Annotated in this window: 16 protein-coding genes; 6 read left to right on the forward strand and 10 right to left on the reverse strand. The window is 65.2% G+C overall.

Going from position 1 to position 21,109, the window contains the following annotated elements:
* Positions 1–201 precede the first annotated feature (201 nt).
* The 5 genes from O3656_RS02060 to O3656_RS02080 all read left to right on the forward strand — a co-directional run bounded on the left by O3656_RS02060 (position 202) and on the right by O3656_RS02080 (position 8,074).
* Complete coding sequence (locus O3656_RS02060; RefSeq protein WP_500062400.1) at positions 202–1,749, forward strand: cytochrome ubiquinol oxidase subunit I; 1,548 nt, start codon at positions 202–204, stop codon at positions 1,747–1,749.
* Positions 1,750–1,763: 14 nt separating this feature from the next.
* Positions 1,764–2,885 carry a cytochrome d ubiquinol oxidase subunit II gene (gene cydB, locus O3656_RS02065; protein WP_500062401.1) on the forward strand — a complete coding sequence of 374 codons (1,122 nt, stop codon included), beginning with the start codon at positions 1,764–1,766 and terminating at the stop codon, positions 2,883–2,885.
* Positions 2,886–3,003: 118 nt separating this feature from the next.
* Positions 3,004–4,680: a thiol reductant ABC exporter subunit CydD gene (gene cydD, locus O3656_RS02070; protein WP_500062402.1), complete on the forward strand. Its 1,677-nt coding sequence runs from the start codon at positions 3,004–3,006 to the stop codon at positions 4,678–4,680.
* Positions 4,677–6,431: a thiol reductant ABC exporter subunit CydC gene (cydC, locus tag O3656_RS02075; protein WP_500062403.1), complete on the forward strand. Its 1,755-nt coding sequence runs from the start codon at positions 4,677–4,679 to the stop codon at positions 6,429–6,431. Before cydD ends, cydC begins: the two co-directional genes overlap by 4 nt.
* Positions 6,428–8,074 carry a GAF domain-containing sensor histidine kinase gene (locus tag O3656_RS02080; protein ID WP_500062404.1) on the forward strand — a complete coding sequence of 549 codons (1,647 nt, stop codon included), beginning with the start codon at positions 6,428–6,430 and terminating at the stop codon, positions 8,072–8,074. Before cydC ends, O3656_RS02080 begins: the two co-directional genes overlap by 4 nt.
* A 105-nt stretch (positions 8,075–8,179) precedes the next feature.
* On the opposite strand, the gene O3656_RS02085 is transcribed toward O3656_RS02080, so the two are convergent.
* The 10 genes from O3656_RS02085 to O3656_RS02130 all read right to left on the reverse strand — a co-directional run bounded on the left by O3656_RS02085 (position 8,180) and on the right by O3656_RS02130 (position 20,652).
* Positions 8,180–11,746: an alpha-L-fucosidase gene (locus tag O3656_RS02085; RefSeq protein ID WP_500062405.1), complete on the reverse strand. Its 3,567-nt coding sequence runs from the start codon at positions 11,744–11,746 to the stop codon at positions 8,180–8,182.
* 254 nt (positions 11,747–12,000) lie between these two features.
* Positions 12,001–12,615 (reverse strand): response regulator, encoded by a 615-nt coding sequence (locus O3656_RS02090; protein WP_016461860.1) that lies wholly within the window; start codon positions 12,613–12,615, stop codon positions 12,001–12,003.
* 82 nt (positions 12,616–12,697) lie between these two features.
* A complete protein-coding gene (gene rnc, locus O3656_RS02095) occupies positions 12,698–13,420 on the reverse strand; it encodes a ribonuclease III (protein ID WP_500062490.1) in 723 nt (240 codons plus the stop codon).
* Positions 13,420–13,989 (reverse strand): YceD family protein, encoded by a 570-nt coding sequence (locus O3656_RS02100; RefSeq protein ID WP_500062406.1) that lies wholly within the window; start codon positions 13,987–13,989, stop codon positions 13,420–13,422. Before O3656_RS02100 ends, rnc begins: the two co-directional genes overlap by 1 nt.
* On the reverse strand, positions 13,982–14,692 hold the full coding sequence (locus O3656_RS02105) for a hypothetical protein (protein WP_500062407.1): 711 nt from the start codon (positions 14,690–14,692) through the stop codon (positions 13,982–13,984). The genes O3656_RS02100 and O3656_RS02105 overlap by 8 nt, the downstream gene beginning before the upstream one ends.
* A 30-nt stretch (positions 14,693–14,722) precedes the next feature.
* Entirely contained in the window at positions 14,723–15,193 is a 471-nt protein-coding gene (gene coaD / locus O3656_RS02110; RefSeq protein WP_500062408.1) for a pantetheine-phosphate adenylyltransferase, read from the reverse strand.
* On the reverse strand, positions 15,190–15,828 hold the full coding sequence (gene rsmD / locus O3656_RS02115) for a 16S rRNA (guanine(966)-N(2))-methyltransferase RsmD (protein ID WP_500062409.1): 639 nt from the start codon (positions 15,826–15,828) through the stop codon (positions 15,190–15,192). The genes coaD and rsmD overlap by 4 nt, the downstream gene beginning before the upstream one ends.
* A gap of 133 nt (positions 15,829–15,961) precedes the next feature.
* Positions 15,962–16,849 (reverse strand): hypothetical protein, encoded by an 888-nt coding sequence (locus O3656_RS02120; protein ID WP_500062410.1) that lies wholly within the window; start codon positions 16,847–16,849, stop codon positions 15,962–15,964.
* A 54-nt stretch (positions 16,850–16,903) separates the two neighbouring features.
* Positions 16,904–19,051 (reverse strand): ATP-dependent DNA helicase RecG, encoded by a 2,148-nt coding sequence (locus O3656_RS02125; protein WP_500062491.1) that lies wholly within the window; start codon positions 19,049–19,051, stop codon positions 16,904–16,906.
* Positions 19,039–20,652 (reverse strand): DAK2 domain-containing protein, encoded by a 1,614-nt coding sequence (locus tag O3656_RS02130; protein ID WP_500062411.1) that lies wholly within the window; start codon positions 20,650–20,652, stop codon positions 19,039–19,041. Before O3656_RS02130 ends, O3656_RS02125 begins: the two co-directional genes overlap by 13 nt.
* A gap of 204 nt (positions 20,653–20,856) precedes the next feature.
* Here O3656_RS02130 and rpmB point away from each other — a divergent pair, with 204 nt between their 5' ends.
* Positions 20,857–21,048 (forward strand): 50S ribosomal protein L28, encoded by a 192-nt coding sequence (rpmB, locus tag O3656_RS02135; protein WP_003792657.1) that lies wholly within the window; start codon positions 20,857–20,859, stop codon positions 21,046–21,048.
* The last annotated feature ends 61 nt before the right edge of the window (positions 21,049–21,109 follow it).

The following is a 21,109-nucleotide window of genomic DNA, read 5'->3' on the forward strand; positions in this document are numbered from 1 at the left end:
CAACGCGAGCATCCTGACAATCTCACGGATAAACCCATAAAAAATAATCGGACACATATGTCACAAAACTGCCTCGGAACCAGCATTTCAACCGAGCTTCGGGACACTTTTGGGCTACATTTACATTAACCCGTGACATAGGTCCTAGGATCCGCCGCCACGGGACATTCGACCCTGATCCCAACACGAGAAGGTCCCATCATGACCCTCGCGCAAACAGCGCTCGACGCGGTCACCGTCGGACGATGGCAGTTCGGTATTACGACCGTCTACCACTTCGTCCTCGTGCCGCTGACGATCGGCCTGTCCCTGCTGGTTGCCATCATGCAGACCGCGTGGCACCGCACCGGCAAGGAATACTGGCTGCAAGCAACCCGCTTCTTTGGCAAACTCCTCCTCATCAACTTCGCCCTCGGCGTCGCCACCGGCATCGTCCAGGAGTTCCAGTTCGGTATGAACTGGTCCGAATACTCCCGCTTCGTTGGCGACATCTTCGGCGCTCCCCTGGCCGTCGAGGCACTCCTCGCCTTCTTCCTCGAGTCCACCTTCCTGGGCCTGTGGATCTTCGGCTGGGGCAGGCTCTCCAAGCGCATGCACCTGCTGACAATCTGGTGCGTCGCCCTGGGCACCATGTTCTCCGCGGCCTGGATCCTCGCAGCCAACGCCTGGATGCAGCACCCCGTCGGCGCCCGCTTCAACCCCGAGACCGGCCGCGCCGAGCTCGACGGCGTGAGCGGCTTCCTGAAGCTGATCACCTCGGGCGTGTACCTGAGCGAATACTCCCACGTCATTACCTCCGCGTGGCTGGTTGCGGGCTCCTTCGTCGCCGGCATCTCCATCTGGTGGATGGTGCGCACCGCGCGCGAAGGTTCCGACGAGGCCATGGCACAGTCGCGCAACGTCTGGCGTCCGATCGCCCGCTTCGGCCTGACTGCAGTCCTCATTGGTGGCCTCGGCACGGTCGTCTCCGGTCACATCCAGGGCCAGGAGATGGTCGAGGTCCAGCCCATGAAGATGGCAGCCGCTGAGGGCATCTGTGTGGACACTGAGGGCGCGGCTTTCACCGTCGCGCAGTTCGGTTCCTGCCCGCTCGGTGAGGACGGCACGCAGCCGACGCAGTTCATCAAGGTTCCTGGCGTCGCGTCCTTCATGTCGCACAACTCCTTCACCGCCACGTCTGAGGGCGTCGCAGACGTCCAGCAGCGCATGGTGGAACTGCTCAACTCCGATGCGAACTTCACCGCCAAGTACGGCGATGCCTCGCAGTACGACTTCCGTCCGCCGCAGATGGTGACCTTCTGGTCCTTCCGCTTCATGATCGGCCTGGGCATGGTGGCCTTCCTGCTGGCGGCGTGGGGCCTGTGGGCCACGCGCGGCGGTCGCACCTCGTCGAACAAGTGGCTGAGCACCCTCGCCCTGGTTAACCTGCCGCTACCGTTCGCGGCTGCCTCCTTCGGCTGGATCTTCACTGAGATGGGTCGTCAGCCGTGGGTTGTTGTCCCGAACCAGCAGGCGCTGGCAATGGCTTCTGACCTGGGCTCCGTCAACATGCTGACCGAGATGGGTATTTCCCCCAACGTTCCGGCTGGCCAGATGCTCGCCACCGTCATCCTGTTCACGCTCCTGTACGGCGTCCTCGGCGTCATGTGGTACATCCTCATGAAGCGCTACGCCGTTGAGGGCATCCACTCGCCCAAGGCCCAGGCGGCTGAGGACGAAACTCCGACCGACCTGTCCTTCGGCTACTGAGAGGAACACCGATCATGACTCTGTCTATCCTGTGGTTCGTTCTCATCGCCGTTCTGTGGACGGTCTACCTGATCCTCGAGGGCTTCGACTTCGGTGTCGGCATGCTCCTCCCCTTCGTCGCCAAGGGTGACCGTGAACGCACGCAGACCGTGCGCACGATCGGCCCTCACTGGGACGGTAACGAGGTCTGGCTGCTCACCGCCGGTGGCGCCACCTTCGCGGCGTTCCCCGAGTGGTACGCGACCATGTTCTCGGGCATGTACCTCGCCCTGTTCCTGATCCTCGTGTGCCTGATCATCCGCGTCATGGCGCTCGAGTGGCGCTCTAAGGTCGCCACCGAGAAGTGGCGCCACGCGTGGGACTGGGCGCACACGATTAGCGCCTGGCTCGTCCCGATCCTGCTCGGTGTTGCCTTCGCTAACTTCGTTCAGGGTATGCACATCGAGGTAATCGATGTTGCCACCGGTACCATCATCGACCCCACCCTGGTCGATCAGTCCCTGGCTGGCGCGACTCACCAGATGACCGGCGGGTTCTTCTCCCTGCTGACCCCGTACACGATCCTTGGCGGCTTGGCTGTCCTGGCCGTGTGCCTGGCTCACGGCGCCCAGTTCCTGGCCCTAAAGACGACGGGCGAGGTTCGCGAGCGCGCCAACGCGATCGCCGCCCCCGCCACGATTGCCGCGACTGTCCTTGCGGCCGCATGGCTGATCTGGGGCCAGTTCGCCTACACGACGAATGTCCTGGCGTGGATCCCGCTCGTGGTCGCCGCGCTGGCGATCATTGCTTCGGCCGCCCTGTCGCAGGCGTCGCTGCGTCATGAAGGCTGGTCCTTCGCAGCGTCAGCCGTTGCTATTGCTGGCACGGTTGCATGGGTCTTCTCGTCAATGGCCCCTGCTGTCCAGAAGTCTTCGGTCAACCCGGCGTACTCGCTGACGATCAATCAGGCCTCGTCGACGACCGCGACACTGACCGTCATGACGATCGTCACCGTCTGCCTGCTGCCGATCGTTCTGGTCTACGTCTTCTGGTCCTACTGGATGTTCCGCGCTCGCGTGAGCGCGCAGGACGTCGAGACCCAGACGGGTCTGCTCCTGAAGAAGGTGCGCGTCGGCGAGAACTTCCTCGCTGGCTGACCTCCTCGACTGATGCGCCCGGTCCCTCACGCAGGGGCCGGGCGCATTCGTGCACATAAGCGGGGCGCGGCCGGGGACCTTTGGCCCATGACACGGCTTTTTCAGGCACAATAGATACGTGCGTCCCTTTGATCCTCGTTTGTTGCGTTATGCCCGCTCAGCCCGCGGTCCTATCGCCGTGACGGCACTGCTCGGAACGATCACGGCATTGCTCGTGCTCGCCCAAGCGTTGCTCATTTCCGCAGCCCTCTCCCCCGTCGTCTCGGGCAGCGCAACCCTGCGCGACGTCCTCCCTATCATCGGTGGCATCGCAGCTGTCTTTGTATGCCGAGCACTTGTCGTCGCAGCTCGCGAGGCCGTCAGTACGCGCGCGGCGGCAGCAGCAGTGTCCGAGCTGCGCGGACGCGTCGTCGACGCAAGCATTGCTCTCGGCCCGCGTTGGCGGGCGACAAACGGTGCCGAAACAACGACACTACTGTCGACCGGCCTGGAGGATCTGCGCCCCTACTTTGTCTCTTTCCTGCCTCAGCTGGTTCTCGTCTGCACCGTGACTCCGGCAGCCCTTGGCGTCATTCTTCTCCTCGACTTCTGGTCGGCCCTTATCGCGCTCCTCGTTATCCCGCTCATCCCGATTTTCATGATCCTCATTGGGCGCTTCACGCAGGCAGCCTCGGAGGACAAGCTCGCGTCGATGAAGCGCCTAACAGCCCAGCTCCTTGACCTCATGTCCGGACTGCCGACGCTGCGGGCCCTCGGACGAGAAAAGGCCCCGCGCACCCATCTGAGGGCTCTTGGAGCCGCAAACACGAAGGCCACGATGGCCACCCTGCGCGTTGCTTTCCTCTCGGGCGGCGTCCTGGAATTCCTCACGACCCTGTCGGTGGCTCTCGTCGCCGTCGAGGTCGGTATGCGTCTGGTGTTTGGCAACATCTCGCTGTTCCACGGTCTGGCCGTCATCATGCTTGCACCTGAGGTTTTTGAACCGCTGCGCCAAGTGGGCGCACAGTTCCACGCGTCCGCGAACGGTGTCACGGCCTCGCGCGCCGCATTCGACATTATCGAGGAGGCCGCAGCTGTCGATTCCCCTGGTACCGCCGCGTGCCCCGATATGTCACACACTGAGATCGTCCTTGACGGCGTCGGCGTCCGAGCGCGCGGAGCGTGGGCCCCAGCCCCGACCTCGGGCATCATCGCTCCCGGTATCGTGACCGCGTTGTCCGGCCCCTCGGGTGCCGGAAAGTCGACAATCGTCGCCTGCCTGCTGGCCGATATGACCCCGGATGCGGGTCGCATCATCCTGCGCCAGACTGCCCCGGCCTCCAACGATGAGGGTGTTGCGCTGTCAGACATCGATCCCGCCTCCTGGCGCGATCAGATCTCCTGGGTTCCCCAGTCCCCCACCCTCGTGCCGGGGACAATCCTGGACAACATGGGCGACCTACCCCTTGAGGACCTGGAGACTGCAGCAGCGGATACCGGCTTTGACAGCGTCCTGGCCACTACTCCCGACGGGTGGAAGACCATGATCGGCACGGGCGGTGTTGGCCTGTCCGTTGGCCAGCGCCAGCGCCTGGCCCTGACGCGTGCCCTCGCAGCGCACTCCCAGCTCGTCATCCTGGATGAACCGACAGCCCACCTCGATGCTCTCAGCGAGGAGACCGTCGTGCGCGCTATCGACGACATGCGCCGCGAGGGACGCACCGTCATCGTCATCGCCCACCGCGCGGCCATGATGGAAGCCGCCGACGCCGTCATCGACGTCCGATCCGCCGCGAACGAGGAGGCCCGCGCATGACACTCTTCCTGACCCGCACTGAGTCGGCCGCGCTGCGCCGCTGCATCTCCATGCTGCAGGTGTCGCGCTCCGGGTTTGCTCTCTCGCTGCTCCTCGGTGTCACGGCCCTCGGATCTGCCATCGCGCTCGGCGGCACCGCCGCATGGCTGATTGCTCGCGCATCCCAGCAGCCACCCGTCCTGTATCTGACCGTCGCCGCCACCGCGGTGCGACTGTTTGGCGTCTCGCGCGCCCTTGCACGCTACCTCTCCCGTCTCGCCTCGCACAAGGTCGCATTGGCGGGCATGGACGCGCTGCGCGGTAACCTCTACGATCGACTGTCCGAGGCCCCGACGGCAACGCTGACGTCGCTGCGACGCGGCGACCTCATGACACGCGCCGGCTCAGACGTCGACGAGGTGGGAAACGTCGTCGTCAAGACGCTGCTGCCGTCACTCGTCGCCCTCATCGTCGGAGTTGGCACTGTTGGCGTCGTCGCGGCGATTTCTCCGGCCGCGGGAGCGATCCTCGCCTGCGCGCTCATCGTCTCTGGCATCGTGGCGCCCGCGCTGATCGCGCGATCGGTTCGACTCGCCGAATCGCAGGGGGCACAGGCCCGCACCGACATTGCCGCCACCACACTCGCGGTGCTGGAGGGCGCCACCGAGCTGTCACTGGCGGGTACTCTCGACCACGCGAAGCACTCTCTCGCTAGCTCCGAGAGCCACCTGTCCGCCGCTCTGGCCCGCTCGGCGCGCCTGTCTGCGCTGGCTCGAGGCCTCGACGTGTGCGCGATGGGCGCAGCCGTCATCGGTGCCCTCCTCATCGGCATCCCGCAGACCACGTCAGGCATGCTCGCTCAGGTGCTCCTCGCGGTCATCGTCCTCATTCCTCTCTCATCTTTCGAGGGGGTCGCTGAACTCGCGCCCGCCGCATCCCAGCTGGTGCGCAGCGCTCAGGCGGCACAGCGCATTTGCACCCTCCTGGACGACGAGGTGCCCACCAAACTCCACGACATCCCGGAGGGTCTAACCGTTATCGAGGCACGCGACCTCGCGATCGGTTGGCCGGGTGGTCCGACGCTGGCCACCGGCATCTCGCTCACGCTGCGTCCTGGTTCTTCCCTGGCCATCGTGGGAGCCTCCGGCATCGGGAAGACCACGCTGCTGGCGACGCTCACGGGCGTGATCCCGCCCAAGTCTGGATCCGCTCTCATTAACGGTGTCCCCGCGTGGGGAGCGAACCGCGATCAGCTCACCGACCACATCACGATGACGGCCGAGGACGCCCACGTCTTCGCGACCACCATCTACGAGAACCTGCGCGTCGCCCGCGCATCGCTCACCCGCGACGAGGCCTCGGAGCTGCTCTCGCGGGCAGGCCTCGACGAGTGGGTCGCATCCCTGCCGGACGGGATCGATACGGTCATCGGTTCGGGAGGAACGACAGTGTCGGGAGGCGAGCGTCGCCGCCTGCTCATGGCTCGCGCCCTTGCAGCTCCCGCTCCTATCCTGGCGATCGATGAGGCATCCGAGCACCTCGACGCCGCCACCGCGGACCGCCTCATGGAAACACTCCTCACACCGTCTGCCGACCGCGCTACCCTGGTCGTCACGCACCGACTGAGCGCACTCGACCAGGCCGACCATGTCCTCGTCCTGGCTGCCCCCGAGTCCGGCGGCTGTGCACGCGTCGCCGCGCAGGGCACGCACGAGGACGTGACACGTACTCTGCCCGCCTACCAGTGGGCCCTTGAGCAGGAGGAACAATGAGCCACGAACGCACGGATTTCACGCTTCTCCGAGCGGCTCTCGACCTGACGAGTTCGCTCGACCTGCGGGCGGGCCTGCAGACTTTCGTCGATCAGGCATGCGCCCTCACCGGCTCGCCGCACGCCACGATGTGCGTGCTCGACACGTGGGGTGCCACCACCCTGCGTCTGGAGCACCACGACTCCTACCCTGCCCCGCCCGTGCCCGAGTCACTGCCGACTGTCATCCCCGTCAACACACCGCTCCTCGTTAACTCCCCGCAGGACGCGCCCGACATTGATCTGCCCGCCTCCACCCCGCCCTTCCTCGGGGTCTCCGTCCTCGTGCACGAACAGGTCTACGGGCGCCTCTACCTGATGGCAAAGCCCGGCGGCTACACGGACGAGGACGCGGCCGTGGTCGCGGCCCTGGCCCCCGCCGCCGGCATCGCTGTCGAAAACGCGAACCTCTATGCGGACTCCAAGCGCACCGCCCGATGGATTAGCGCCTCCCAGTCCCTGACAACGACGATGCTGGAGGGCACCGATGAGGAGGAAGCCCTCGAACTCATCGCCAAGACCGTGCGTGAAGTTTCCCACGCAGACACCGCGATCATCGTCCTGCAGTCCGTCGGTGACACGTGGGCCGCAGAAATCGTCGACGGCAAGAACGCCTCCAACCTGCTGGGTCTCGTTTTCCCGCCCGAAGGGCGCGCCATGAGCGTGTTGCACGAGGGCACCGGCATGATCGTCGACTCGATGTCACGCGCACAGACGATGCGTGTCCCTGAACTGGCCGCCTTCGGGTCCGCGCTCTACGCTCCCCTGCGCTCCCGCGGTGTCTCCTCCGGCGTTCTCATTCTCCTGCGACAAATTGGTGCCCCCGAGTTCGACGCTTCAGAGCTATCCCTCGCGGAATCCTTGGCGTCTCAGGCCACCCTTGCGCTCGAACTAGCCTCCGCTCGCCACGCACAGGACGTGGCAGCGCTGCTCGACGAGCGTGACCGCATCGGGCGCGACCTGCACGATTTCGCGATCCAGCAGCTCTTCGCGACCGGCATGGCGCTGGACGCAGCGAAGCAGAAAGTTGCAGCGGGGCAGGCCGATCCCTCATCCATTGAGGCGCTTATCGATTCGTCCCTCGCTTCCATTGACGAGGCTGTCCGCCAGATCCGCACCATCGTGCACAATTTGCGCGAGCGCGACAAGGCGGTCGGCCTCGTCGAGCGTATTCGCCGCGAGTCCTCACTGACCCGTTCCGCGCTGGGTTTTGCTCCCTCACTCGTCATCACGCTCGACGGGCGCGCCATCAACTCAGACTTGGATAACGAGCTCGTTGTCATTGATGAGTTCGATGGGCGCGTCGATCCCGACCTCTCCGACGACGTCGTGGCAATCGTGCGTGAAGGCCTGTCCAACATCGCCCGTCATGCACACGCAACCGCGGCGACCGTGTGCGTCGATGTCTCGGGACAAGGAAAGACTGGACGCGTGCGAATCACGATCAACGACGACGGTCGTGGCATCGACCCATCGCGTACCCGAAACTCCGGCTTGGCGAACATGGCGGAACGTGCACGACGCCACCACGGCAGCTTCGACGCAGACACAGGCGACGGCGGTGTTGGCACTCAGATTCGTTGGATTGCCCCGCTCGAAGGCTAAGGTCACAGAGCCGCAGAGACGACGGTGGGGGTGGATGTTCCAATTGGAACTCCACCCCCACCGCATGCGGGCGAGAAACACTATCTCTCGGCCGTCAACTGAGCGTCACCCCAGCCACTGACCACCGCTGGAGAAGGTGTACCAACGCCAGCCGATCCAGTGGCCGCCCGTGTACATGTCGCCACCGGTCCCGAAGTAGTACCAGACCCCGCCGATCTGCTGCCAGCCGGTGACCATCCGGCCCGAGGCATCGAAGTAGTACCAGGTGCCTCCGATCGGCTTCCAACCGATCGTCATGGCGCCACTGTCACCCATGAGGTACCAGTTCGAGCCCATCTGGAGCCATCCCGTGTGCATCGAGCCAGAGGGATCCAGGTAGTACCACGCGCCGCTCGTGTAGAGCCAGCCGGTCTTCATGACGCCGTTGGAGGCGAAGAAGAACCACTTGTCTCCCACCATCTGCCAGCCCGTGGCCATCGCGCCGGTCTCCGGTGTCAGGTAGAACCACGAGCCACCCAGGTTGACCCATCCTGTGACCTGCGCTCCGGCACCGTTGTGGTAGCGCCACGCACCATCCCAGTACACCCAACCCGTCAGCATGTAGCCGTTCTGATCGAAGCGGTACACGCGGCCATCAAGGGTGAGGGTCTCGTTCTTGGCGTAGTCTCCACCGGTGATCTTCCACCACCAGCCGATGCCGTCGTTCATCCAGGTACCCACCGCGTGATCGGGCGTGGGTGCCGGATCGGGGGTCGGGTCGGGCGTGGGTGCCGGATCGGGGGTCGGGTCGGGCGTGGGTGCCGGATCCGGGGTCGGGTCCGGCGTGGGTGCCGGTTCCTCAGCCAAGGCGAGGGTAACCAGACCCGATTCGGTGACCCCGGCCTCGTTCATGGCCATGACGCGGATGACCGAGCCGTTGTTCTCACCGTCGATGGTGAGGGTCAGCTCGGGGCCGTTCTCGTCTTCGACGATGGCCCACGAGTCGGAGCCCTCGCGCTTGATCTGCCAGAACAGGGTCGGGGCGGGCTTGCCGCTGGCCTCGGCCTTGATCGTGACCTGTGTGCCTTCCTTTGCCGTCACGGTGCGGAAGGCACCATCGCCGGAGATCTGCGCGTCTTCGGCGGGATTGGCGGTCACGGTGAGGGGCTTGATGACCGGGGGCTCTTGATCATCGGGGTCCGGGGTCGGCGCAGCAGCCGCGAAGGCCTCGACTTCCGCGAGCGCGAACTCGCCGAACTCGGTGGGCTGGATGACGCGGATGAAGCGTGCGTCGAAGCCCTCGAAGTCGACCGCGCTCGGGCGGCCGCCGACTCCGTCGACCTTGATCGCGTGGACGCCGTCAACTGCACCAGCCGTCGCGGGGTTGAAGGAGGCATCGAGGCGCGTCGTGGAGGCGACCACCCAGAAGTCGTGCAGGCGCTGGTCGCACGAGATTCCCTGGCAGTTGTCGGACGACGAGCGGTTCCAGACGTTCACGACGCCGAGAGGGTGTTCCTCGCCGAGGTCGACCTCCCACCAGGGGTTGGCCTGCTTACCCGTGTGGGCGACCGAGCCGTTGTCCCACACGCCGTCCGTATTGCCGTCAACGGCGCGCGAGGCGCTGCCGCCCCAACCGGTCGAGGACATCGTGGCCGTCTTGTTGAGGGCGAGGTTGTCGCTGCCCTTGGTGACAGTGAGGGTCGCGCGTGCCGAGGTCGTGGAGCCGTTGGCATTCGTGGCGACCGCGTAGAACTGTGTGCCGTCATCCTCGAGTGTCGCCGTCAGCGTGTACATGGCGCTCGTGGCGTCCGGGATTGCCGTTCCCTCGGTCGCTCCCTTGGGGACGCGGTACCACTGGATGGTGGCGGCCGGGCGGCCCGAAGCGACGACCGTGAAGGTAGCGCTCTCCCCCGCCTTCACGGACACCGAGGAGGGATCCGTGGCGATGACCGGCGGCTGAGTGGCCGCGTTCTCGCCGTAGACGTGCACGGTCGCACTCACGGAACCCAGGCGAATCGGATCGGCGTAGTAGGCGGGATGCGCCAGCTCGAGGCGTAGAGGTGTCACCTTGCCGGGCTCAAGGACGAGGCCCTCGCCCACTTCTCCGGCCTCGATCTGTGCACCGGTCACTTCAATGGACGTGGTCCCCAGAGTGATCTTGTACGTTGTCGAGGCATCGAAGTTGCCCGAGAACTTCAGGGTTAGGTCGGTGATGGCCTTATCCCCCTTGTTCACGAGATAGGCGTCGTAGGCCTGCGGACCGGAGTAGCGCATCGCGGAGGCCCGTCCGAAGAACTGCTCCGAGGAGATGGTCGCTCCGTCGACGGCGGTCACCGTCTGGGTGGGAATGTACGTGGGGGCACCGTCGAAGGTCACCTTGATGACGGGACGCAGGTTCGGCTCCGGATTCTCGCCCGACATGGTCACGGTGAGGGTGGTGCCGTCCTGGGAGAAGTCGAGGGCGCGGTCGGTACCATCCACGGTCACGGCGCTCACGTGACCGCCGACGCTGGGAAGCGTCAGCGTCTTGCCGGGGCTCCACAGCTCGGGGAAGAAGTAGAGGTCGTTGCCCTTGGTCATCACCTTGCCCCAGTTGGGGGCGGGGAACCACGTCGGGCGCGCTCCGGTGATGGCGTCGGGATGACGCGCCATCCACTGGCCGACCTCGGTGACGACGCCGGAATCGAAGGCGTCGATCGTGCCGTCGCCCTTCGGGCCGACGTTGTATGCAAACTGGCCACCCGATGCGACCGTACCGATGAGGTTGTTGACCAGCTCGCGTTCCTTGTAGCTCTTCGCGCTATCATCGCGGTTCGCCCACGAGCAGTAGCCCCAGCAGGCCGGGTAGATCGAGCGAATCGACTCCCACGGGCCCATGTGGAAGTCCGTGGTCACCGAGTTGTCACCGCCGACCTCGAAGTCACCGGCCTTGTTCCACACGCGGGAGTTGACCATCGTGTCGGGCTGGAGCTCGTGGACCCACTGGGCCATGCGCTGAGACTGCTCCGCGGTGGGGCCGCCCATGTCGAACCACAGTTCGGCGATCGGGCCGTAGTTGGTGAGGAGCTCGGTGAGCTGGGGCTTGATGACGGTCGTCATCAGTTCCTCATCGATGGGGTTGACATTGCCGTAGGGCTCGGGGGTCTGCTTCGTCCAGTCGATGATCGAGAAGTAGAAGGCGAGCTTCACGTCGCGCTTGTTGCACTCGGTGGACAGCTCCTTCATCGGGTCTTTGCCGTAGTTGGACTGCTTGACAATGTTGTAGTCGGTCGTCTTCGTGTCCCACATGGCGAAGCCGTCGTGGTGTTTCGACGTGATCATCAGGTACTTCATGCCGGAGTCGTGGACCGTCTGGCAGATGGCCGCGGCATCGAAGTTGGCGGCCAGGTCTTTGGCCTTGAGCAGGTAGTCCTCAGTGGGGATGTTCTCCCAGGCCTTGATCTGCTCGGGGTAGCCCATTGCCTGGCGGTGTCCGTTGTAGTAGCCGCCGTAGACGGAGTAGACGCCGAAGTGCATGAACATGCCGTACTGGAGTTCCTGCCACTTGGCAATTTTCGGGGTGGAGCTCAGTGGGACCGCTGCGGGGACGCCGGTAGGCGCTGGCGGCGCGTCGGCAAAAGTGGGGGCGCTCATGGGTGCGAGCACCAGTGCCGTAGCGACCGCACACCCGGCAAGCATTCGCTTGAGGTTCACGGGGTGTCCTTTCAAGGGGTAATGGTGGACAACGGTGTCCGTCCTCAACGGTGAGGATGAGGCGAACGTTACCCCACAGGGCTTTCCCGTGAATCAGTTTGATAGTAGCTTTCTCGAAAATCAGGGGGTTCCCCGTTTAGGCGGAAACTAAAACGGTCGTACTATTCGATCTCTTGCGCTCGCACATACGACAAGCGGGCCGGTTACCCCGACCCGCTTGTTCACCCTCCTCCCCTCAGGGACGAGGCAGTGGCTCAGTTACGCCACGCGGCAGCCCTCTGCCCGGCAACCCAGGCGGCAACCTGCGTACGGCGCTGCAGCCCCATCTTGGACAGCAACGACGTGATGTGGTTCTTCACGGTCTTCTCGGCGACACCGAGCTTTTCGCCGATCTCACGGTTCGACAGACCATCTCCGATCAGGTCAAGAACCTTACGCTCCGACGGCGTCAGGTCAGCGGTCGGATCCTCGTGATCGACGCGCCGACGCGTGAGCGTACGCTCATCCAGCAGGACGCGGCCATCCGCGACAGCCTTGATAACGTCCGTGATCTCAGCTCCGCGCACGGTCTTGAGAATGTACGCGCGTGCTCCGGCCTCCAGGGACTCAGCCAGGGCCTCGTCGTCGTCGAAGGACGTCAGGACCACCGGGAGGATCTGCGGATGAGAGGCGCGCAGGCGATTCATGATGTCGATACCCGTCCCGTCGGGCAGCTGCAGATCAACGAGGATGACGTCGGGGCGCACCAGATCGGCGCGACGCACGGCGTCAGCGACCGACCCGGCTTCAGCAACGACCTCCAGGGCCTCATCTCGGTCAACGATCTCAGCAATGCCACGTCGAACGATCTCGTGATCGTCGACGATCATAACGCGCGTGCGCGCAACGGTATTTTCACTCACGTGTCTGATTCTAACGGTCAGGAGGGCACGCGCCCTCGATTACTATTTCTTACTGCTCCGGAGATAGGCGGCTCATCGCATCCTGCGCGGCCGCGTTCTCCGCGTGCTTCTTCGACGAGGCCTGCCCCGTCCCGAGTGCATCCGAACGCCCGGAGACGAAGGCCTGCGCCGTAAACACGCGCTGGTGATCCGGCCCCTCGCCCTCCACCTCGTAGGACACCTCGCCCAGGCCCTGTGCCTGGGCGTACTCGATGAGGATCGTCTTCCAGTCCTGATGCTGACCACGCGAGGGGGCATCCACCAGCAGGAAGCTGAGACGCTCCAGGATCACGCGACGAGCTTCCTCAAGCCCGCTCGTCAGGTAGGTCGCGCCGATCAGCGCCTCGAACGTGTCGGAGAGGATGGAATCCTTATCCCTCCCTCCGTGCGTTGACTCTCCTTTGCCGAGGAACACGAAGTCACCCAGGTTAATGCGCCGAGCTGCTGCGGCCAGAGGCTGCTGCGAGACTGTGGCCGCGCGCATGCGCGACAGATCAGACTCTGCGACGTCGGGGTACTGCTCGTAAAGCTTCTCCGCAATCACGATGGAGAGCACCGAATCGCCGAGAAACTCCAGCCGCTCATTATTGGCGATTCCTCCAGCCTCGTTCGCGTAGGAACGATGCACCAGAGCGAGCTGTAACAGCGGCGCGTCGATGCGTGTCCCCCAGGCGTCGACGAGGGCGTCTGTATCCGTGCGCGGGGGTACCGGTAAGTGCTTCGAACGGGCCATCACGAACGCTCCGACTCGCCATCCTCCCCCAGCAGGGATGCCAGGGAAGCCAGGCGCGGATCGACGACGAAGTGCTCGTGATCCTCGGGCAGGTCCGCCCACTTCTCACCGCACACATCGCACAGGCCCGCGCAGTCGTCGCTGCACAGCGGGCGCGGGTCGACGAGGGGGACGATCGCGTCGCGCAGCTGGGTCTCGATATCGATGGTGTCGCGCTCGCCGATGACGAACAGGTCATCTGCTTCTTCACCCTCGTCGTCCGCGGACGTCAGGGCCGGGGCACCGGGCTCGAAGTAGACCTCTTGGCTGACGACGTCGTGGTGCTCGCGCACCTCGTCGAGGCAGCGCACGCACTCACCGACGAGGTCCACCGATGTTGCCAGCGAGACGAGAACACCGTCCTCGACGCTGGTCATGTCCACGGAGATGTCCAGAGGCACGCCGGGCACGGCCGACATCGAGGGAGTTCCGAGGTCGTCAGGGGTCACCCACACGAGGTCCTCATGCAACGTGGATCCGAGAGCGCGAGGCAGACGCGCCAGGGACAGCACCAGGGTTTTGTCACTCATTGGCCAGGTCCACATCTGTCACGCCAACGCCGCGGCGCTCGGCGATCGTTCGACGGCCCGCATCCGTGCGGCGCGACAGGTCGGAAATGAGCTTCGCGAGCTCATCGAGGGAGTTCGCAACGTAGTCGTCGGCTCCCTCGCGTAGCGATGCCGCTGAGCGCTTCGCCTCGGACACGATTTCGCGCGCACGGTCCTCGGCCATGCGCACGATGTTCTCAGTGGAGACGATGCGCGCCGCCTGTGCGTTCGCGTCGGCGATCGTCGCCTCGGCGTCCGAACGCGCCTGTGAGACGAGAGCTGTCGCCTCGTCGTCCGCTCGCGAGCGCGTCCGTTCAGCTTCCTCCTCGGCATCAGAGATGATCTGTGCGGCGCGCTCGTTGGCCTGGTCGAGGGTGGAGGATGCGCGCGAGTTCGCCTCGGCGATACGGGTTTCTGCCGCGGAGTCCGCGCGCCCCAGGACCGCGTCGGCATCGGCGACGACGGCGTCGGCAGCAACGAGATCCTCCGGCAGAGCCTCGCGTGCCTGATCCAGGAGGTCAAGCAGCTCCGCCTTGTTAATCATGATGGATGCGGACAGAGGAACGGTGCGCGAGGACTCGACGAGATCCTCGATCTGATCGAGGGCGGCGATCACGGTGGAGGGACCGTAGACGGTTTCCTCGTTCCACTCGTCCTGCGTCTTGTTGTCGGGCGTATCAGCCATGGCTGCCTCCTGCGTTCCACCGAGCATGATTCAGCTTCTATTGTCGGTCAGAAATCGCTCAACCGCTGGCGGGACATACCGAGAAATATCCTTTTTGAGTCCGAATAGCTCGCGGATGGCGCTCGACGAGACATGCGCGAGCGCGGGGCGGGTCGGGATCCACCATGTGTCGATGCCACCGACCTCGTCGTTAAAGGCAGCCTGAGGGGCCTCGTGATCGAGATCTATTGCCGAGCGCACGCCCTTGACGATGAGTGTGGCACCCAAGCGCGAGGCCTCGTCCATCGTCGCCCCTTCCAAGGCCACGACGTCGACGTTGCTCAGGTGGGCGGTGGCTTCCTCGATGAGAGCGACCCTGCGGCCGGTTGGGATCAGCCCATGTTTGGCGGGGTTGATGCCGACGCCGATAATGAGCCGATCGGCGATGGCGCAGGCGCGCTCAGCGACGTCAAGGTGTCCGTTGGTGAAGGGGTCGAAAGAGCCGGGAAACAGTGCGATCATCGGCGGTCCTCCTCACTCATCGACGAGGCCTCGGCCTCCTCGGGAGCGCTCACGCCGCCTTCTGAGTCTTCCGTGGGTAGTGGCGGGCCCGCGAAATAGGCGACGGTCTCACCCCACGTGCGCTGGTCTTCTAGGACGAGGAAGGGCGGCCATGTGGGCGCGGGTGCGCGGGTCGAGCGCTCGACGACGACGAGCGCATCGGGGCCGATCCAGGGGCCGAGCAGCGACAGGACGGCGGTCATGTCCGCCTCGGCAATGTCGTAGGGAGGGTCGATGAAGACGAGGTCGACGTCTCCGCGCAGATCTTCACCGGTGCGTGCGCAGAGATACGAACGCGCGTCAGCTGTGACGACGCGTGCGGGCAGACCGGTCAAGCGGACGTTGGCGGAGGCGACGCGCGCCGCCGCAGACGCTTTCTCGACGAGCGTTGCGTGAGCGCTACCGCGCGAGAGCGCCTCCAGGCCGAGCGCGCCCGTCCCGGCGTACAGGTCCAACACGGTTGTCCCATTCAGGACGTTCATGTGGTCAAGACGGGAGAAAAGCGCCTCGCGCACACGCTCCGATGTGGGGCGCGTCCCGGACTTGGGCACGGCGAGGGTTCGTCCTTTGGCGCTACCTGCGACGATTCTGGTCATGCCTCTACCCTACCGGGCACGCCTCAGGAGCGTTGCATCCACTCGACTTGCCCTCGGAGGCACCACGCAGGGCACGGGCCCTGACAATGGCATGCCTGATCGAACAGAGTAACTCGCTACGGGAGATGCAGCACTAGTGGCGATCAATATTGCGCTGCGCCGGAACAATCGCTTCGAAGACGTATTGGATGCCTAGCACGAGGAAACCTCCACCAAGTCCAACCAATGCTCCGGCGATAAACAGGCGGTACGCACTGTCCCGTTGAAGGTCACTACTCGAAATGACAAGAAAGAGCCCTTGGCGAGCGAGAGAGTTATGGTCCCACTCATACCAATTAAAGATGTCTTCAAGCGTCTCGGAGGGAGCCTGGCTCGCCTGCTGAAGAAACTCACCTTTATCCCGTGATACCGAGTAAGAAACGGCAGGATATTCCGCACCATCGAACGCGTAGACCTCCACACCTGGCAAAGTAAGGTTCCACGAGTCGAGCGAGCTACGAACAAATCGATACTGATCGCCAAGAGGACAGCGGATCTTGACAGTGAGAGGCATATCGCTTAACACGATTGCTGTGACTTCTCCGACCGCGTCTGGAGAAAAGGAAGCCGCACCATCAGCGGCAGCACGATCCCAAACTTCCTTGGAATTCACTGTACTTACTGTATAGCTTCCACCATCGGCAAGGTCAACGGTACACTCAAGCGGTGAATCATATTGCTTTGTCAGATGACCCTGCCGAGACATTCCAAGATAGATTGTTAGCGGCGACTCAGGCGCACCAGAAATGTCATTTTCAGAGAATTCCAAATAGGCGTTCTCATCTTTTCCGTCGATCGATATTGTGACAACGCCTCTCACTTGCCCAAGTGACCCCTCCTGCATGACAAGGAGACCCATCGCCTCGTGAGCTCCATCGTTACGAGAGCTATCACCGGTATACGGGTATACCCACAATAGTGACAGGGCGACAGCAATTGTTCCTAGCGTTAGGAAAAAGATACCACGCGAGAACTGACCCATAACTTCATCCTACCCACAGGAACAATAGCGCATGCCTCTACCCTACCAGCCCAGCTAGGAGCGCTGCATCCATTCGAGTTGCCCATCCGAGGCGGCCCGCAGGGCGCGGGCGAGGTCGGGGTAGGCCGACAGGGTCGGATCCTGGGCGAGCAGGGCCTCCGCCTCGCTCTTGGAGGCCCGGATCAGGGCCTCGTCGCGGCGCACCGACAGGAAGCGCAGGTGCGTGGCGGTGCCGGACTGACCGGCACCCAGCACGTCGCCCTCCTTGCGCAGGCGCAGGTCGGCTTCGGCGAGCTCGAATCCGTCCGCCGTCGTCGCGAAAGCCTGGAGCCTGGCCATGCCCGAGTCCGTCAGCTCGTGGCGATGCATGGCGATGCACAGGGAAGGCAGGTCGGAGCGCCCGACACGCCCGCGCAACTGGTGAAGCTGGGCGAGCCCGAATTGTTGGGCGTCGAGGATCACCATGAGGGTCGCCTCCGAGACGTCGACGCCGACCTCAATGACGGTCGTCGCCACGAGGAGTGGGGCGCGTCCGGCGGTAAAATCCTCCATGATCTGGGCTTTCACGGGCGCGGGCGTGCGCCCCGTGAGCTCGTGGATAGCCACGCCCGCGAGCGCGGGATGGGAACGGAGGTAGGCGGCAACCTCACTGACGGATGCGAGTGGGCGCGCGTGTTCCTCGTCGGCATCGCTCACCTCGTCAGTAGCGTCGATACGCGGGCACACGACATAGACGCGCCGCCCCTGTGCGATCTCTTCGGCGACTCTGGCCCACGTACGCTCCACCCACGCAGCGTTTGCGGCGTCCGCGAGGTAGGTGGCCACGGGTGCGCGACCGCTGGGCATCCCGCTCATGCGCGTCTCGTCCAAGTCACCGAACACGGTCATCGCGATTGTGCGCGGGATTGGCGTCGCGCTCATCACTAGTTCGTGGACACCGCGACCATCTTCCCGGGCTCGACGGAGCGTGGCACGCTGCTCGACGCCGAAGCGGTGCTGCTCGTCGACGACGACCAGCGCGAGGTCTGCGAAACGCACGCTGTCTTGGAACAGTGCGTGCGTGCCCACGATGATGAGGGGCGCGTTGGAGGTCATCGCCGCGGCGATTTCGCGGCGCACCGCCGGCGTCGTCGAGCCCGTCAGCAGTCGCACATCGGGGGTGTCGTCCCCCAGGGGGGCGAGGAGGTTTCGCACAGATGCGGCGTGCTGCTCGGCCAGGACTTCCGTGGGAGCGACCAGGGCTCCCTGATGCCCGGCGGCGATAACCTGGAGCAGCGCGAGGAGCGCGACGACGGTTTTGCCCGAACCAACGTCCCCCTGCAGGAGCCGCTGCATCGGTACTTCTCCAGCCAGGTCGGCGCCGATCTGGGCCACCGCCTCGCTCTGGGAGTGGGTGAGTTCGAAGGGCAGGGCGCGTCTGAAGCGCTCAAGCAGTGGGGCTTCGCGCGGCGAGGCCAGGGCGGGGGTCGAGCGCGCTCCCCGGCACCTGGCGGCCAGGCCTACCTGGAGGACGAAGGCCTCCGTGAAGGCCAGTGCCCGGCGCGCCCGCTGGTAGTCCTCGTCCGTTTCCGGCTGGTGCAGGCGGCGCAGCGACTGGGCGTAGGAGTCGATGCGCTGGTGCCCTCGCACGTCGGCGGGTACAACGTCGGGAACGTCCGCGTCGTCCAGGTGTTCGAGGACCATGCCGACGGCGCGGGCGATGGCCCACGAGGTCAGCTTGCCCGTCACCGGGTAGATCGAGATGGGGCGGGTCGCGATGCGGTCGATATCCTCGCCGTCGACGCCTTCGAAGGAGGGGTGGGTGAGCTGGAGTTTGCCGCGGTAGGCGCCGACCTTGCCGGCGAAGAGGAAGGAGGATCCCGGGGTGAGGAGACGCTCGATGGGGGCGAGCTTGAACTGGTTTTTCGCGAAGAAGGTAGCGGACAGGAACTGGACGCCGTCGGTGAGGCTCACCTCCAGGCGCACGCCCGATCCGGAACGGTTGGCGACCAGGTGGGTGCCCGCAACCTCGGCCAGGATCGTGACATCCTCCCCCTCGCGCAGCGACGACAGCGGGGTGAGCCTGCCCCAGTGGTAGTAGCGGCGCGGGGCGACGAGCAGCAGGTCGCCGACCGTGAGGATACCCGCGCCCTCAAGTGCCTTCGCGGTTTTCTTCGGCAGGCGCAGGGACAGCGGGATGTCGAGCGCGCTCACGAGGCGCACCCCGCGACGAGGCTCGGGCCCGCCTGTCCGCCGTCCCACGTTTCCAGGTCGATGGAGGAGGAGGCGTCGCGCGTGGACAGGAGCTGGCGCACTGTCGCCACCGTGTACGGGCCGTCGTCCTCGCGCGAGATCAGGAGTCGCCACGCGCGCGCTCCCCCACGCGCGGCCTCGGCCAGGGCCTCGGCGATGCCCTCAGGGTCTCCGTCACGAGGCAGGGGCGCGCTCGCGCTGGACATCAGGGCGTCGTGCGCTCCATCCCGGAGCATGCGAGCCAGCGTCGGCGCCGCCTCAATCCCGCCCGGCTGCGGCACAAACAGCGGGGCGCAGGCGCGTGCGACGGCGAGAACGTCCAGGTCGTCGCGGCTATCGGCGCGCAGGATCGCGGGAACGCCCGGGGCGGGTGCTGGCAGCACCGAGGCCACCGTGCCCACCAGGGCGGCGCTGGCCTCGTCGCAGGGGGCGACGAGCGTGACGCCCGTGCGCGAGCCCGCCGCCGACACGATCCCGGCGGCGTCCATCGCGCTGGGTTCGAGGAAGACCACCGCCCCGGCGCGCGCCAGGTCCTCCACAAGGCCCGGGGCCCGCGTGCAGGCGATGACCCGCGCCCTATCGACCCGTCGCATCGGTCGACGTTGCAGCAAGCGAACCCCTCGGTGGGTGAGCCCCTCGTCGGCGAGCTCGTCGATGCCGATCTGCGCGTCCGGGCGCGCGTCGCTGACCTGGAAGCGCACGACCTGACCCGAGGTGGGGTGCGCGGCCAGCGGTGCGGAGGTGTCTACGTGCAGTCGCCACTCCCCCATGCCGAACAGGTCCACGCGCCCAACGTAGGACAGGCGCGCACCCAAGCCTGTGAGTCGGGCCAGGAGGACGCGCAGGTCCTCCTCGACGCCCTCGACGATGATGTCGACCGTGAAGTCGCGGCCCGGCGGCGGCGAGGCGGGCTCGGGCGCCCGCGAATGGCGACGCGTCAGGTCGGCGAGCATCGCCGTGAAGGATTGGAGGATGCCGACGTCATCCCGCATGGTAGCGTCAATGCATGCCAGAACCAGCGCGATGAAGGCACCACCCGGGTCGATCCTGCCCGTCGCCTCGTTCGTCGCGTCCACGAGGCCGATCTGTGCCTGGGAGGAGAAACGAGAAAAGACGTCCTCCGCCTCGGGCAGCGTGGGTCCCAGCTCCGCAACCTCGCGCGCGGCACCTCCCAGCATCTCCGCCAGCGCATCCGACCAGTCGATAAAGGACGAGGTCGGCGCAAGGGAGGAGGCGAGCATCCGACGCAGGACCAGGGGCGTCACCTGCGCCGCGTCCCCCAGGGCCCCCGCCCACGCCTCGAACAGGGCGGCCAGGGCAACGCCGCTGTGCCCCACGCCCCTGCGGATCAGGGTCTCCACGGCCGCTTCGAGCGCGACGCGCAGATGCGCGCGCGGCTCCAGGGAATCCATCGCGGCCGCGAGGGCGGCCATCGTGGCCGCCGCGTTCGTACCCGTGTCGCAGTCCGCTCCGTCCCAGCCGTCCAGGTCGTCAAGGAAGGGGGCGAGCCTGGCGGCCTCCTCGGCCCCCGCTCGGCACGCCGCGATTATCACCGATGCATTCAGTTCCATGACTCCCCTTTCCGGCACCCTCAATTGTCCCCACGGCGCCCGCTGTGTGCGACCTGACATGACCGATACGCCGTGCGACTTGTTGAAAGTGCGCATCATCCGCTATTCTGTCATGGTTGCCTTCGGTTCAAGCACCGAAGGATGCGTTTCCCGCGACCGCGGGGAGCCAAAGACTGAACTGGAAGACATACCGAGGAGAACATCGTGGCTGCCGTTTGTGACGTGTGCGGTAAGGGACCCGGCTTCGGCAAGAGCGTGTCGCACTCGCACGTTCGCACCAACCGCCGGTGGAATCCGAACATCCAGCGCGTTCGCGCCCTGGTCAATGGGACGCCCAAGCGCCTGAACGTGTGCACCAAGTGCCTGAAGTCCGACAAGGTCGCCCGCGCGATCTGAGTCGACGACGCTAACGTAACGCTGGAGGGGCGAGCCGACAGGCTCGCCCCTCCAGCGTTTA

This window comes from Pauljensenia sp. 27098_8_83 (genome assembly GCF_041432695.1).
Taxonomy (GTDB): Bacteria; Actinomycetota; Actinomycetes; order Actinomycetales; family Actinomycetaceae; genus Pauljensenia.

Coding starts and splice junctions, on each gene's coding strand:
- cydB (WP_500062401.1), top strand. CDS start 1,764: ATGACTCTGTCTATCCTGTGGTTCGTTCTCATCGCCGTTCTGTGGACG.
- O3656_RS02080 (WP_500062404.1), top strand. CDS start 6,428: ATGAGCCACGAACGCACGGATTTCACGCTTCTCCGAGCGGCTCTCGAC.
- coaD (WP_500062408.1), bottom strand. CDS start 15,193: ATGATCGCACTGTTTCCCGGCTCTTTCGACCCCTTCACCAACGGACAC.
- O3656_RS02100 (WP_500062406.1), bottom strand. CDS start 13,989: ATGAGTGACAAAACCCTGGTGCTGTCCCTGGCGCGTCTGCCTCGCGCT.
- O3656_RS02130 (WP_500062411.1), bottom strand. CDS start 20,652: ATGGAACTGAATGCATCGGTGATAATCGCGGCGTGCCGAGCGGGGGCC.
- O3656_RS02105 (WP_500062407.1), bottom strand. CDS start 14,692: ATGGCTGATACGCCCGACAACAAGACGCAGGACGAGTGGAACGAGGAA.
- O3656_RS02060 (WP_500062400.1), top strand. CDS start 202: ATGACCCTCGCGCAAACAGCGCTCGACGCGGTCACCGTCGGACGATGG.
- rsmD (WP_500062409.1), bottom strand. CDS start 15,828: ATGACCAGAATCGTCGCAGGTAGCGCCAAAGGACGAACCCTCGCCGTG.
- O3656_RS02120 (WP_500062410.1), bottom strand. CDS start 16,849: ATGGGTCAGTTCTCGCGTGGTATCTTTTTCCTAACGCTAGGAACAATT.
- O3656_RS02090 (WP_016461860.1), bottom strand. CDS start 12,615: ATGATCGTCGACGATCACGAGATCGTTCGACGTGGCATTGCTGAGATC.
- cydC (WP_500062403.1), top strand. CDS start 4,677: ATGACACTCTTCCTGACCCGCACTGAGTCGGCCGCGCTGCGCCGCTGC.
- rnc (WP_500062490.1), bottom strand. CDS start 13,420: ATGGCCCGTTCGAAGCACTTACCGGTACCCCCGCGCACGGATACAGAC.